Here is a 13,949-nt window from a genome sequence, read left to right on the forward strand (position 1 = left end):
TGGCGTCCTGATGGAAGCGCCGCCCGGATGGGCGGCGCGGGTCTCTACTCGCGGACCGGCGGCAGGTCCTTGCGCTCGGGCGTGATCTTGGCGCCCGGGCGGACCCGGGTCAGGCCGACGATCACGATGGTCTCGTCGCCCTTGAGCCCGTCTCGCACCACGCGGTAGCCGTCGATCTTCGGGCCGGGGCGGATGTTGCGCGGCTGGACCACGTTGTCGTCGCCGACGACGTAGACGAGGCGCTTGTCCTGGTTGGCGCCGATCGCCTCGTCGGGGATCAGGACGCCGCGATAGGGCTTCGAGGCCGGCATGCTGACGATGCCGAACAGGCCCGGCTTGATGAACCGGTCCGGATTCTCGACCGTGGCGCGCAAGAGCACCGTGCCGGTCGCCTCGTCGACCCGGTTGTCGACGAAGTTGAGCACGCCCTTGCGGGTCGGCTTCGCCTCGCCGGTCAGCGCCACCAGGATCGGCACGGTGTGCTCGTTCTGGGTCGCCCCCATGCCGATGCGCAGGGTGCCCTGATAGGCCAGGAACGAGCGCTCATCGACCGTGAACGAGAAGTAGATCGGATCGAGGGAGACGATCGTGGTCAGCATCGTCTGGTCGGTGATGACGATGTTGCCCTCGGTGACGTTGCGCTGCGAGATCCGGCCGTCGATCGGCGAGCGCACCTCGGTGAAGTCGTAGTTCAACTGCGCCTGGCGCAGGGCCGCGGTGGCGTTGTCGACGTCGGCCTGGGCGGTCTGCGAGTTCTGCCGGCGCTGGTCGGTGACCTGCTCGGAGATGTTGCCGGAGCGGCTCAGGGTCTGGGCGCGTTCGAGGTCGGTCTGGCTGAAGTTCAGCCGGGCCTTGGCCGAATCGAGGGCCGCATTCGCCTGGTCGAGGGCCGCCTTGTAGGGCCGCCGGTCGATGGTGAAGAGCAGGTCGCCCTTCTTCACCACGGCGCCGTCCTGGAAGTGGATCTTTTGCAGATAGCCGGTGACCCGGGCCCGCACCTCGACGTACTCGATCGCGTTGAAGCGGCCGGTGAAGTCGTCGTGCTCCACCACCTCCTTGACCACGGGCTTGGCGACCGTGACCGTCGGAGGCGGCCCGCCGGGAGCCTGGGCCCGCGCCGGGATACCGGCCATCAGCAGGAGCGCCGGAATCACCGCCGCCAGCCTCAGCCTGCGCATACTCGTTCTCCCGCTCGTCTCGTGCATGCGGCCCCTCGGACGCGCGAAGAAGCGGGCCGGGGCCCGTCCGCGTCGAGGAGGTGGCCTTGGCCGGGAACCGCGCCGCCCTCGGCGCGGCCCTCCCGGGGCCTGATGGATATCGAACCGCCCGCGGGCGGCGTGAAGTATCAGCTAGTCCACGGTCTCGCCGGCATTGGCCCAGTCCTTGAACCCGCCGGCATAATGCTCAGAGAGGGGGATGCCCTGGCTCTGGAGGTATTGCAGCGCCCGCGCCGAGCGCACGCCGGCGGCGCAGGACAGGACCGGCCGGCGGCCATCCGCGGCGATCATGGCCTGCAACCGCTCGACGTCGAAGCTCGAGAGCGGGAAGGAGACGGAGCCCGGAATGTGGCCCGCCTCGAACTCGTTGGGCTCGCGCACGTCGATCAGCAGGACGGATCCGTCCGCCAGGCCGCTCTTCACCGCATCCCGGTCCCAATCGACGATCGCCATTGTCTCACCCGAAGCGTCGACCCAGCGCCGACCCACGATCATAATCGGCGCGCCCGACACTTGTCACCGCGACGCGACGGAGCGGTGACGAATGCGATAAATCATCACCGCTCAGCCTTGCAAGAGCGGTCATCCCGGGGCCGGGGGTCGTCTTGTGCGCTGCCGCACAAGCTGGATTCGGCTTGCGGGCCGCTGCTGTGTAGGAACGCCGCGACTGCGTCCCTTCGGCCGGGACTTCATCGTTCCAAGGTGCCATCGTTCAAGGTGTCAATGCGCCCGCATCCCGTCGCCCTCGACCTCACCCGCCTCGTCACCCGCCTGCGCCATGCGAGCCCGACCGGGATCGACCGGGTCGAGCTCGCCTATGCCCGGCACCTCCTGGACCGGCCCGGCCCGCGCTTCGGCGTGGTCTCGACGCCGCTCGGCCCGAAGGTGCTCGACCGGGCGCAGATGGCCGGCCTCGTCGAGGCCGCCCTGGCGTCCTGGACCGAGGAGGTCGCGGTCGGCGACGACCCGGTCTACCGCGACCTCGCCGGCCGGCTCGGGCTGGCCGTGCCGCCGGCGGGCCTGGGCACCGCGAAGCCGGACGGGACGCGGGCGCGCCGCGAGCGGCAGCTCCGGGCCTGGCTCGCGGCGTTCCGGGCGCCGGGCCCGGAACGCGTGCCGATGAACGCGATCTACCTCCACGCCTCGCACCTGCGCCTCGACAAGCCGGCGCGGTTCGACTGGCTGTACGACCGGCCCGACATCCGGCCGGTCTTCTTCGTCCACGACCTAATCCCGATCGAGTATCCCGAATACGGTCGCCCCGGCGAGGCCGAGCGGCACCGGGTGCGGATGGAGACGGTGGCGCGCCATGCGCAAGCCATCGTGGTGAACTCGGCCGATGTGGGCGCGCGCTTCTCGGCCCACCTCGCCGGCCTCGGGCGCCGGGTGCCGCCGATCACCGTCGGTCCGCTCGGGATCGAGGCGGCGTTCCATCGCTCGCCCGATGACGGGGCTTCTGCCGCCCCGCCCCGGCCGTTCTTCCTCGTCTGCGGCACGATCGAGCCGAGGAAGAACCTCATCAGCCTCCTCGGCGTCTGGCGCGAGCTCGCCGCGCGGCACGGCGAGGCGACGCCGCGCCTCGTCGTCGTCGGGCGACGGGGCTGGGAGAGCGAGAACGTGATCGACCTCCTGGAGCGCTGCCCGGCGGTGCGCGCCCACGTCGTGGAGGCATCGGGCCTCTCGACCGCCGGGCTGGTGGCGCTGATGGGCCACGCCACCGCGCTCCTGATGCCCTCCTTCACCGAGGGCTACGGCCTGCCGGTGCTGGAGGCCGCGGCGAGCGGCCTGCCGGTCGTCGCCTCCGACATCCCGGTCCACCGCGAGATCGCAGGGGACTTCGCCGAGTTCCTGCACCCGCTCGACGGGCTCGGCTGGATGCGGGTGGTGGAGGACCTGGCGGCGCCGGGCTCGGGGCTGCGTGCCGCGATGACGGAGCGCCTCGCGGGTTACCGGGCGCCGACCTGGGCCGACCATTTCACCCGGGTCGAGCCGGCGCTGGCGGCCCTGGCGGGGTGAGGCTGCGGGGCGGTTTTGCGCCGGGGCTGCCGCAAGGCTAAGGTTGCGGGACGATGTCCCCATGGCCGTCCCGCTCCCTTCGGGTGCCGGGTCGGGCGCGGCTCCCCTCTCCCACACCTTGAGCGAGACCGGGCAAGCCCGGCATCGCCGGGAGAGGGGATCCCGCGCTTCACCCGGTGCCGGACGGTGCGGCCTCGGCCCCGACCGGATCCGCCGATGACCGACTCCCTCTACCCCCGCGACCTCGTCGGCTACGGCCGCACCCCGCCGCACGCGCAATGGCCGGACGGCGCCCGCATCGCGGTGCAGTTCGTCATCAACTACGAGGAGGGCGGCGAGAACTGCCTGCTCCACGGTGACCGCGCGTCGGAGGCGTTCCTGTCGGAGATCGTCGGCGCGCAGGCCTGGCCGGGTCAGCGCCACATGAGCATGGAATCGATCTACGAGTACGGGTCTCGGGTCGGCTTCTGGCGCCTGCACAAGCTCTTTACCGAGCGCGGGATGCCGGTGACGGTCTACGGCGTCGCCACCGCCCTCCAGCGCAACCCCGACGCGGTCGCCGCGATGCGCGAGGCCGGCTGGGAGATCGCCTGCCACGGCCTCAAGTGGATCGACTACCGCGACTTCTCCTACGAGGAGGAGAAGGCCCACATGAGCGAGGCGATCCGGATCCACACCGAGGTGACCGGCGAGCGCCCGCTCGGCTGGTACACGGGGCGGACCTCGGAGAACACCCTGCGGCTGGTGATGGAGGAGGGCGGCTTCCTCTACTCGGCGGATTCCTACGCCGACGACCTGCCCTACTGGGTCGAGGGCCCGCGGGCGCCCCAGCTCGTCGTGCCCTACACGCTCGATGCCAACGACATGCGGTTCGCGACGCCCCAGGGCTTCAACGCCGGCGACCAGTTCTTCGCCTACCTGCGCGACTCCTTCGACGTGCTCTATGCCGAGGGCGCCGAGACGCCCCGGATGCTGTCGGTTGGCCTGCATTGCCGCCTCGTCGGCCGGCCCGGGCGGATCGCGGCGCTCGCCCGCTTCCTCGACCACGTGGCGGCGCATGACGACGTCTGGGTGACCCGGCGCATCGACATCGCCCGGCACTGGGCCAGGACCCACGCGCCCGCCGGCCTGACCCCGAGCCGGATGGGCCGCGCCCTGTTCGTCGAGAGTTTCGGCGACGTGTTCGAGCACTCGCCCTGGGTGGCCGAGGGCGCCCACGCCACCGGGCTGTCGGGCATGCAGGACTCGGCCGACGGGCTGCATGCCGCGATGGTCGAGGTGATGCGGGCGGCCGAGCCGGAGCGGCAACTCGCCCTCATCCGTGCCCATCCCGACCTCGCCGGCCGGGTGGCAGCGGCCGACCTCGCGCCGGAATCCCGCGCCGAGCAGGCCTCGGCCGGGCTCGACGCCCTCGACCAGGAGGGCCGCGCCCGCTTCCTCGACCTCAACGAGCGCTACCGCGCGCGGCACGGCTTCCCGTTTGTGATGGCGGTGCGGGGCAAGAGCCCGGACGAGATCCTTTCTCAGCTTGCCGAGCGCCTCGACAATTCGCCCGAGGATGAGCGGGCCCGGGCATTGGCCGAGATCGAGACGATCGCGCTGCTGCGGCTGCGCCAGAGGCTGCCGTCGCTGCCGGATGTTTTTTCCACGACGGCTTGAGCCCCTCCACCGTCATTCCGGGGCTCGCCGCAGGCGAGAACCCGGAATCCATAACCGCTGACGGTTCAGGACATGACGACCAGCGTTCAGCTTCATTCTGCAGCGTCGGCGGTTATGGATCCCGGGCTCCGCTGCGCGGCCCCGGGATGACCCTGTGAGTGGGGAGCCGGGCGCGAAACCAGCCTTCTTTCGCCAGCGCTCAGGTCCCGAACCGCTCCGCCCGCCCATGCGGCGCCTCGTAATCCAGCACAGGCCCGAGAGGCACGATTCCCGTCGGATTGATGGTCGGGTGGCTCTCGTAATAGTGCCGCTTGATGTGGGTGAGGTTCACCGTCGGGGCGATGCCGGGGGTCTGGTAGAGGTCGCGCGTGTAGGGCGCGAGGTTCGGGTAGTCGGCGATCCGGCGCAGGTTGCACTTGAAGTGCCCGACATAGACCGGATCGAACCGCACGAGCGTCGTGAACAGCCGGATGTCGGCCTCGGTCAGCCGCGCACCCATCAGGTAGCGGCCGCGATCGAGGCGGGCGTCGAGGGCGTCGAGTTCCTCGAAGAGCGCCGTCACCGCCTCCTCGTAGGCGGCTTGCGCGGTCGCGAAGCCGGCCTTGTAGACGCCGTTATTGACCCGGTCGTAGACCCGGGCATTGAGGGCATCGATCTCGGGCCGCAGATCCTCCGGGTAGAGGTCGGGTCCACCGCCGCCGAACGCGCCATTCAGCATCCGGATGATCTCGGCCGATTCGTTCGACACGATCGTGCCCCGCGCCTTGTCCCACAGGACCGGGACGGTGACCCGGCCGGTATAGTGGGGATCGGCCTCGAGGTAGACCTCGTAGAGCCGGCTCGCGCCGTTGAGCGTGTCCGGCCCGGCGCCCGGGCTGTCGCCGAACACCCAGCCCTCGCGGCCCATATGCGGATCGACCACCGAGACCGAGATCGCGTCTTCCAGCCCCTTGAGGGCGCGCACGATCAGGGTGCGGTGCGCCCACGGGCAGGCGAGGGAGACGTAGAGGTGGTAGCGCCCCGCCTCCGCCGGAAAGCCGCCCTCGCCGCTCGGGCCGGCTCGCCCGTCCGGCGTGACCCAGTTGCGGAAGGCGGCGTCCTTGCGCACGAAGCGCCCGCCCGTCTCCTTGGTGTCGTACCATTGATCGCGCCAGACGCCGTCGACCAGAAGCCCCATCGCGCCCTCCTAATCCACCCGCGTCCACATCTGCTTCTTGCAGATCAGCCCGCCGAGCACGCAGCCCGACAGTTCGAGCACGTTCGGCCCCTTCATGGCGAGCTTGCCCGAATAGGTCTTGCCGTCGCGAAAATTGTAGAGCGAGCCCTCCCAGCCCGCGCCGGACGGGCGCATGTCGCGGCTGAGCGCCACGCCGACGAGGCTGCGGCCGCGCAAGCCGGGATCGGGGTTGTTCACGTCCTTGGTCTCGCCGGCCATGACCTTGGAGATGATGCCGCAATAGGCGGCGCCGCAGCGGCTGATGCGGATCTGCGAATCACCCCCCGGCGTCAGCCAGGTACCGGTGGGCTGGGGACCCGCCTGCGCGTGGGCGAGAGCCGGGGCGCAGGCGAGGAACAGGGCGGCAAGACGGACGGGACGCAAGGGCGCGGGCTCCGAGACGGAATCGAAGCCCCGACCTAGCGCCTTCGCGCCCGTCCCGCCATGCGGTCAGGCGGTCACGCGACGAGTTCCGGGAACGGCACGATGGTGGATTTCACCGTCTTCATCGCCATCGCGTCCTTCACCGCCTGCGACACGCCCTCCTGCGTGAACGGATAGACCGTCTGCATCTCGAGCCACGGATACTTGTCCCGGGCGCGGTAGAGCATGTCGACGCCGAGGGGCAGGTCGTTGCCGGTGAAGGCCCAGGAGCCGAGCACGTTCAGGTCCTTGGAGCAGATCCGGTGCCAGGAGGTCTCGATCTTCCCCGCATCGGTGAACTGGCCCATCTCGACATAGGTGCCGCCGTCGCGCAGGAACTCGATGCCCTCGGGACCGGCGGACGGGTGGCCGGAGCAATCCATCACCAGGTCGGCGCCGAAGCCGCCGACGATCTCGCGCACCGCGGCGATGCGGGCTTCCGGCGTCGTGACCTCCGTGATGTCGACGGTGGCCTCGGCGCCGAACTTGCGGGCGAGCGCGAGGCGCGGCTCTTCCGGCGCGCCGACGCAGATCACCCGGCCGGCCCCCATCTCCTGCGCCGCCGCCACCGCCAGGATGCCGATCGGGCCGGAGCCCTGGATCACGACGGTGTCGCCCCACTTGAACCCGCCGGCCCGCGTCGCCCGGTTGAAGGCGCGGATGCAGGAGGTCAGCGGCTCGGACAGCGCGCCGAGGCGCAGGGACATGTCGTCGGGCAGCTTGTAGACCTTGGTGCCGGGCAGCATCTCGAGATCGACATAGACGTACTCGGCCCAGCCGCCCCACAAATGCGGCGCCTTGTCGAAGCCGAGATAGCGGCCGTAATAGACCGGGGTCAGGCACTTGTTGGCCTGCTCGGGATAATGGACGCAGTAATAGCAATGCCCGCAGGGCATCAGCGGCGGGATCATCACCTTCGATCCGACCTGGAGCGGCTTCTCCATGAAGTCGGCGGTGAACTCGTCGCCCTTCTCGACGATAACGCCGCCGATCTCGTGGCCCAGCGTGAAGGGCCACGGCAGGGGCTTCGGCCAATGCCCCTTGAGGATGTGCTGGTCGGTGCCGCAGACGCCGCAGGCCCCCACCTTGATCAGCGCGGCCTTGCGCGGAACCTTCGGCCAGGGCACCGATTGGATGACCGGCTCCGCCCCGGGGCCTGCGAACGTCGCGACGCGGATCTCTGGCTTGCTCATCGGCGCTTCCTCGTCTGGCTGTTCTGTCGCGGCGCGAGGCCGCGAGCCGGGTCGTGGCCCGGCCGCCCCCACCCTAGCATCGTATTCGGATTGCGCATCCCAATCGGGCACGATCGATGAGGGGGGACGCGCATGGCCGAGGTGACGACCGCGCGCCGCGGCTGGATCGACGCCGTGCTGGAGCGGATCGAGCCGCCGCCGCTCTCCTCCTGGGCCTACGCGTTGCGGATCTGGCTCGCCATGATGCTGGCGCTCTATGCCGGGTTCTGGCTCCAGCTCGAGAGCGCGTCCTCGGCCGCCGTCACGGTGGCGATCCTCGCCCAGCCCCGGCGCGGACAGGCCCTGTCGAAGGCGGCCTACCGCTTCCTCGGCACGGTGATAGGCTTCGCGGTCGCGATCCTGTTCGCCGCCCTGTTCGCGCAGGACCGAGTCGAGCTGCTGGTCGCCTTCGCGACCTGGATGGGGCTGTGCGTCTTCGTCGCCAACTATCTCCAGGGCACCAAGGCCTACGGCGCCATGCTGTCGGGCTACACGGTGGCGATCATCGCGATCAACAACATCGACGCGCCGCAATCGGTCTTCGCCACCGGCGTCGAGCGCGTCGCCGCGATCACCCTCGGCATCGTGTCGATCACCTTCATCAACGACGCGCTCGGCGCGCCTTACGTCTTCCCCGAGCTCAGCGCCGGCATGGCCAAGGCCCGCGACGCGGTCCGGGACTTCGTCGGAAAGGCGGTGCGGGACGGCGACCCGGGCCCGGAGGCCGCCGCCGACGCGATGCGCCTCGTCGCCGCGCCCCGCGACGCGATCGGAGTGGTCGCGACGGAGTTCCATGACGGCGAGAACCGGGCGGCGGGGGCGCGGAACGCCGTGGCGGCCCTGTTCGCGTCGGTGGCGGCGGCCCGCTCCTTCGCGCTGGCGGTGACCCGCTCCGGCGACCCCGACGGCCTGCGCACGACGGTGCTCGCCGGGCTCGACGGCGACCGCGACGCCCTGCCCGCCCTGGTGGCCCGCCTCGACGCGCTGGCGGCGGGCGGTTCGGCCGATCCCGATGCCGTGCTGCGATACCGGCGCGCCATCGACCTCCTGCGCCAGGACCGGCTCGCCGAGGACGGGATTGCGGCGCTGGAGACCGGCCGGGAGCCGCTGCGCGACATGCGCCTGCCGGTGCACCGCGATTTCCCCGATGCGTTGCGCAACGCCGCCCGGGTCGTCATCACGATCGCGATCAGCGCGGCCCTGTTCATCCTGAGCGGCTGGCCGGCGACGTCCTCGGCTCTGCTGCAGGTCTCAGCCTTCGCGGCGCTCGCCTCGATCAACCCGAACCCGATCGGCTTCGCCACCGGCGCGCTCTGGGGCATGCCGCTCGCCGCCGCCTGCGCCGGGGTGGTCGAGTTCCTCGTCCTCGACGGCGGCCAGGGTTTTCCGCTGCTCGCCATCGCGATGGCCCCGGTCATCGTCACCGCCTGCCTGCTCAGCCTGCGGCCGGGAACCGCGAGCCTCGGCTTCATCCTGCTGGTGTTCTTCCCGGTCGTGCTGTCGCCGGCCAACCCCCAGCCCTACAACCCGGAATCCTACGTCAACGCCTCGGTGCTGTTCTGCGTCGCCGGGCTGATCCTGTTCCTGGTGATCCGGATCGTGCTGCCGACCACCAACGCCCAGCGCCGGCGCTGGTCGCTGCAAGCGGCCCGGGCCGACGTGATCGAGGCCCTGGCGGGCGAGCCGCAGGAGGCCGACGAGCGGGTCAACCTCGACGCCGACCGCCTCGTGCAGTTCGCCGGCTGGGGCGGCACCGCCGGCGCCGTCCGCCGCGCCACCCTGCGCCACGCCTTCGCGCTCGCCGCCCTCGACACCGCCGCGGCGGGCGCGCAGGCCGGCCTCAACCAGCTCGCCGGGCAGCCGGCCTATGACGGGGCGGTGCGTCAGGCCCGGGCCGCCCTGCGGCGGGCGGAAGCCGGGCCCTTGCGCGAGGCGGGCGCCGCCCTCCTCGCGGCCGCCCGCACGGCACCCGCCGAATCGCGCCGCATCGCAACACGGGTCGTGGCCGACCTCGCCACCGCGTCCTATGTCGTCGAGGGGCAGGGCCGGGTGCTGCGGCGCCTCGACCTGTGGGGGTCGCGCTAGGCCATGTTTCACGAACTGACGATCGGCGGAGTGCTGGTCTCCCCCTTCGTCGTCTATGCGGGCGCCGCCCTGGCGATCCTGCTCTGCCTTCGGCCGCTCCTGCGGCTGATGCGCTTCGAGCGGGTCTTCGCCAACCCGCCGCTCGCCGAGGCGGGGCTCTACGTCTGCATCCTGGCGCTGCTGATCGTGCTGGTCTGAGGAGGGAAACGTGGCGGTCAAGCGGACGACCCGGGGCCGGCGCCTGTTGCGGATCCTCGCCACTCTCGTGGTGCTGGTTCTGGCCGCCGCCGCGGCGCTGATCGTCTGGCAGTACTACGTCACCGCGCCCTGGACCCGGGACGGGCGGGTGCGGGTGCAAGTGTCGAGCATCGCCCCCCAGGTCTCGGGCCAGATCACCGAGTTGCGCGTCGTCGACAACCAGCTCGTGAAAAAGGGCGACGTGCTCTACGTGATCGACCCGTTCGACTTCAAGGTCGCGCTCGATTCGGCCAAGGCCGACGTCGAGAACCGGGCCGCCGACCTCCAGGTCAAGCGCGCCCAGGCGGCGCGGCGCGAGGCGCTGACCACGGTCTCGACCTCGATCGAGGAGAAGCAGCAATATGCCGGAGTGGCCAAGCAGGCGGAGGCCGCCTTCGCCCAGGCGCAGGCCCAGGCCGCGCAGGCGGAGATCAACCTGAAGCGCACGGAGGTGAGGAGCCCCGTCAACGGCTACGTCACCAACCTGCTCCTGCGGGTCGGCGACTATGCCAGCGCCGGCACCCGCAACATCTCGGTCATCGACGCCGATTCGTACTGGATCGACGGCTATTTCGAGGAGACCAAGATGGAGCACATCCGGGTCGGCGATGCGGCGACCGCGGCCCTGATGGGCTATTCCGCGCCGATCCGCGGCCGGGTCGACAGCATCACCCGCGGCATCAGCACCCCGAACGCCGCGGCGAGCACGCAGGGGCTCCCCAGCGTCGATCCGGTCTATACCTGGGTCCGCCTCGCCCAGCGGGTGCCGGTGCGCATCCGCATCGAGGCGGTGCCGCCGGAGGTGGCGCTGGTCGCCGGGATGACCGCGACGGTCTCGGTCGGCGCCTATGCCGAGCCCGGCGACCGCCTTCGCGACGTGTTCAGCGCCTTCGTCGACCGCCTCGGCCCCAAACGGCCGGAGGGCGCCGCCGTCTCGCCGGCCGGAATCACCACCACGGTCAAGGGCCCTCACGCCGTCTCGACCCTGCCGGCGCCCGACCCGAAGGCGGGCCCGAGCGCCGACGAGATCGCGCCGGGCATCGCGCCCGGCATCAACGAGGCGCCGGAGACCGCGAAGGACAACCCGTCCCGGGATCAGCGCGGCTCGCATCGCCAGGGTGGCGGCCGCACCGCACGGGATTGACACGCTCCCGCTTCGCACGGCACAGGAGAGGGGCTTCACCGCGCGCGGGCGTGGCGGAATTGGTAGACGCAGCGGACTCAAAATCCGCCGTCCTCACGGATATGTCGGTTCGAGTCCGACCGCCCGCACCACTCGTCTTCGACGACGTACTCCGTGGAGCCGCCCGACCGACCGCATCGGGCACTCTGGGGTGCCGAGGTTGTCGGTCTCACGCACTCCCGGCTTTCGACCTTTTCCTGGCCTTGATCGCCCCGCCCCGCGGTTCCGCCACCGTATTCACCGGCTGACCGGCGATCGTGCTGCGAATCGCGTAGGTGGCGACCTTGACCAGCCTCGCGGGCGTCGGCTCGACCTTCGTCGCCGCCTCGGGGGACGGGCAGGGGCTCAATCCCTGTCGGAGCACATCGTTCATCCGGGTCTGCCAGCCGGCGCCGGTGGCGCGGTACCCCTCGACCACATCCGGATCCAGTCGGAGCTTGACAGGAATTTTCGTCACCTCCGCCTTCGGTCGACCGGGCCGGCGCTTCCAGGTGGCGTACAGGTCGGGCATCGCTTCCGAGAACGGGCGCATCTGCGCGGCCTGTTCGTCGGTCATCTCCGGAGCGTCGGGATCGTTGGCGATCTGAGCCTGAATCCGGGCCTCCTCCGTCTCCGTGATGGGTGGGATCTCAGCCTTGCGCTTCGTCATACCTTTTGCGCTCCTTCGCGCTGGCCGGGCGGAAGCTGATGAGGGAGATGCCTTCGGAGCCAAGCCGCGAGTAGAAGAGGGCGTGCACCCTGCCCTCGAACAGGCCGAGCGCCTGGAACCGTGGCCGACCATCGGGGCCTGGATGGGTGGGAAACACCATCGCCGTCCCGAAGTCGAAGCCGTCCTCCACATCGGCGAAATCGAGGCCGTGGCCCTCGGGCTCAGGCTGAAGGTTCCGCTGCCGCTTCGGCTCATCCCACACGATCCGCATGAGAATGCGTACACCCGAAAATAACGCCGTACAAGATATTGGGGGTACAAACCATCGCAGAGGCGACTGGACGGACCGAAGCCCCGCCATTGGCGAATGCGGTGATTCGCGCATTCCGGACCATCGGACCATCTTGCGACGAGACGGGCAGCGGTTCGTCAAAGATACGCCGCGACATCGACGGCATGAACCGGTGTCCGATCGCAACATGCCCGGGCACGGCCCTCATCGCCAAGCAGAGGCCCGCGGCAACGTCACCCCGCCGCCAGCGCCCGCTCCAGCACCGGCAGCACCCGTGCATCCGCCATCTGCGCCACGTTGAAGCGCATCCGGTCCCCGGCCGTGCGCGAGACGCTGAACACGTCGCCGGGGGCGAGGACCACGCCCTCGCGAAGCGCCGCCCGGGCCATGTCGGCGGCGTCGCGGCCCTCCGGCAGGCTGCACCAGAGGTAGAACCCGCCCCTCGGCATCAGCCAGGGCCGGATGCCGAGGGGGGCGAGCCGCCCGGCGGCCTCGCGCCGGGCCCGGTCGAGGCGGCGGCGCAGGCCTTCGAGGTGCTTGCGGTACTGCCCGTCGCCGAGGACGCCCGCGACCAGCTCCGCCGCGACCGGGCTGACCCCGCCGAAGCTCGTCGCCACCTGGAGGTCGATCAGGGCCTCGATCCACTCGGGCTTCGCCACGACGTAGCCGCAGCGGATCGAGGCCGAAAGGGTCTTGGAGAAGCTGCCGATCCGGATCACCCGCTCCAGGCCGTCGAGTGCGGCAAGACGCGGCGACGGCTCCGGCTCGAAGGGAGCGAAGATGTCGTCCTCGACGATGCCGACGTCGTGGGCGGCGGCGGCGGTCAGGATCCGGTGGGCGACGGCCGGCGAGAGCGTCGCCCCAGTCGGGTTGTGGAGCGCCGCGTTGGTGACGTAGAGCCGCGGGCGATGCGTGGCGGCGGCCTCGACGAAACGCTCCGGGTCCGGCCCCGCCTCGGTGTAGGGCACGCCGACCACGGTGGCGCGGTGGGCGCGCAGCAGCGCCTGGAAGTTGAAGTAGCACGGATCGTCGACCAGCACCGTGTCGCCCGGCCGCAGCAGCAGGCGGCAGATCAGGTCGATCGCCTGGGTGCCCGAGCCGGTGAGCAGGACCTGGTCGGGCCCGACCGCCAGCCCCTCGCCGGCGCATTGCCGCGCCAGCAGACGGCGCAAGGGGAGCGGCCCCCGCGTGGCGCCGTAATCGGTGAGCACCGATTCCTCGGCCCGGGCGAGGCCACGGGCGGCCCGGCGCAAAGCCGCCACCGGCATCCAGGCCGGCGGCAGCCAGCCGCAGCCGGGCTTCGGGATCTCGGGCTCGCCGTCGAGGGATTGCCGCGAGACCCAGAGCGGGTCCACCGCCCGGTCGAGGCGCGGGCCGGCCTCGATGAGGGTCGGCGGCGGAGGCGCCGCCGCGGCGTAGAAGCCGGCACCGGGCCGCGAGCGGACCGCCCCTTCCGCCGCCAGGCGCTCATAGGCCTCGACCACCGTCGAGGGCGAGACGCCCATGGCCTTGGCGAGCCCGCGGATCGACGGCAGCGTCTCGCCCGGCGCCAGTCCCCGCGCGGCGATCCGCCCCCGGATCGCCGCCATCACCGCCGCCGTGCGGCCGCCTTCCGCCATCGCTCCTCGCCTCCGACAGTGCGGGTCATCCGACCCGTACAGTTCGGCGCGACTGTATGGGACTGTGCCTTCGTGGGGTAGCCGACCCCGCGGTATCCCTCCGGCGGCGAGCAGAGCTTTC

The 13,949-nt window shown here is 71.0% G+C and carries 11 protein-coding genes, 1 tRNA gene and 2 pseudogenes; 6 read left to right on the forward strand and 8 right to left on the reverse strand.

The genetic code is table 11. The features are described 5' to 3' along the window. Positions 1 to 44: 44 nt before the first annotated feature. Together BM430_RS19070 and BM430_RS19075 are read right to left on the reverse strand one after the other, a co-directional pair. Positions 45 to 1,178, reverse strand: a complete 1,134-nt coding sequence (locus BM430_RS19070) for an efflux RND transporter periplasmic adaptor subunit (protein WP_093568830.1) — start codon at positions 1,176 to 1,178, stop codon at positions 45 to 47. 171 nt (positions 1,179 to 1,349) lie between these two features. After that, positions 1,350 to 1,670, reverse strand: coding sequence for a rhodanese-like domain-containing protein (locus BM430_RS19075; RefSeq protein ID WP_093568831.1), 321 nt, complete (start codon positions 1,668 to 1,670; stop codon positions 1,350 to 1,352). A 270-nt stretch (positions 1,671 to 1,940) separates the two neighbouring features. Here BM430_RS19075 and BM430_RS19080 point away from each other — a divergent pair, with 270 nt between their 5' ends. Beyond that, positions 1,941 to 3,233: a glycosyltransferase family 4 protein gene (locus BM430_RS19080; protein ID WP_093568832.1), complete on the forward strand. Its 1,293-nt coding sequence runs from the start codon at positions 1,941 to 1,943 to the stop codon at positions 3,231 to 3,233. Between the two features lie 216 nt (positions 3,234 to 3,449). Then, on the forward strand, positions 3,450 to 4,892 hold the full coding sequence (puuE, locus tag BM430_RS19085; RefSeq protein ID WP_093568833.1) for an allantoinase PuuE: 1,443 nt from the start codon (positions 3,450 to 3,452) through the stop codon (positions 4,890 to 4,892). A gap of 199 nt (positions 4,893 to 5,091) precedes the next feature. On the opposite strand, the gene BM430_RS19090 is transcribed toward puuE, so the two are convergent. The 3 genes from BM430_RS19090 to BM430_RS19100 form a co-directional block, all read right to left on the reverse strand. Next, complete coding sequence (locus tag BM430_RS19090) at positions 5,092 to 6,069, reverse strand: glutathione S-transferase family protein (protein WP_093568834.1); 978 nt, start codon at positions 6,067 to 6,069, stop codon at positions 5,092 to 5,094. Positions 6,070 to 6,078: 9 nt separating this feature from the next. Then, complete coding sequence (locus BM430_RS19095) at positions 6,079 to 6,492, reverse strand: DUF2147 domain-containing protein (RefSeq protein ID WP_244539555.1); 414 nt, start codon at positions 6,490 to 6,492, stop codon at positions 6,079 to 6,081. A gap of 74 nt (positions 6,493 to 6,566) precedes the next feature. Then, on the reverse strand, positions 6,567 to 7,724 hold the full coding sequence (locus tag BM430_RS19100) for a zinc-binding dehydrogenase (RefSeq protein WP_048462882.1): 1,158 nt from the start codon (positions 7,722 to 7,724) through the stop codon (positions 6,567 to 6,569). 132 nt (positions 7,725 to 7,856) lie between these two features. Here BM430_RS19100 and BM430_RS19105 point away from each other — a divergent pair, with 132 nt between their 5' ends. The 4 genes and pseudogenes from BM430_RS19105 (at position 7,857) to BM430_RS19120 (ending at position 11,360) form a co-directional block, all read left to right on the forward strand. Beyond that, positions 7,857 to 9,848 (forward strand): FUSC family protein, encoded by a 1,992-nt coding sequence (locus BM430_RS19105; protein WP_093568835.1) that lies wholly within the window; start codon positions 7,857 to 7,859, stop codon positions 9,846 to 9,848. A gap of 3 nt (positions 9,849 to 9,851) precedes the next feature. Beyond that, positions 9,852 to 10,046: a DUF1656 domain-containing protein gene (locus BM430_RS19110; RefSeq protein ID WP_093568836.1), complete on the forward strand. Its 195-nt coding sequence runs from the start codon at positions 9,852 to 9,854 to the stop codon at positions 10,044 to 10,046. 10 nt (positions 10,047 to 10,056) lie between these two features. Continuing rightward, positions 10,057 to 10,929, forward strand: a pseudogene (locus BM430_RS19115) (HlyD family secretion protein); the annotation flags it as partial. A gap of 344 nt (positions 10,930 to 11,273) precedes the next feature. Next, a tRNA-Leu gene (locus BM430_RS19120) sits at positions 11,274 to 11,360 on the forward strand. A 254-nt stretch (positions 11,361 to 11,614) separates the two neighbouring features. On the opposite strand, the pseudogene BM430_RS35320 reads toward BM430_RS19120, so the two are convergent. The 3 genes and pseudogenes from BM430_RS35320 to BM430_RS19135 all read right to left on the reverse strand — a co-directional run. Next, positions 11,615 to 11,917, reverse strand: a pseudogene (locus BM430_RS35320) (BrnA antitoxin family protein); the annotation flags it as partial. Beyond that, positions 11,898 to 12,188, reverse strand: coding sequence for a BrnT family toxin (locus tag BM430_RS19130; RefSeq protein ID WP_093568839.1), 291 nt, complete (start codon positions 12,186 to 12,188; stop codon positions 11,898 to 11,900). The pseudogene BM430_RS35320 and the gene BM430_RS19130, both read right to left, overlap by 20 nt. Before the next feature lie 254 nt (positions 12,189 to 12,442). Then, positions 12,443 to 13,828 carry an aminotransferase-like domain-containing protein gene (locus BM430_RS19135; protein ID WP_093568840.1) on the reverse strand — a complete coding sequence of 462 codons (1,386 nt, stop codon included), beginning with the start codon at positions 13,826 to 13,828 and terminating at the stop codon, positions 12,443 to 12,445. Positions 13,829 to 13,949: the final 121 nt, after the last annotated feature.

Origin of the sequence: Methylobacterium sp. 174MFSha1.1 (genome assembly GCF_900116815.1) — a bacterium.
Taxonomy (GTDB): domain Bacteria; phylum Pseudomonadota; class Alphaproteobacteria; order Rhizobiales; family Beijerinckiaceae; genus Methylobacterium.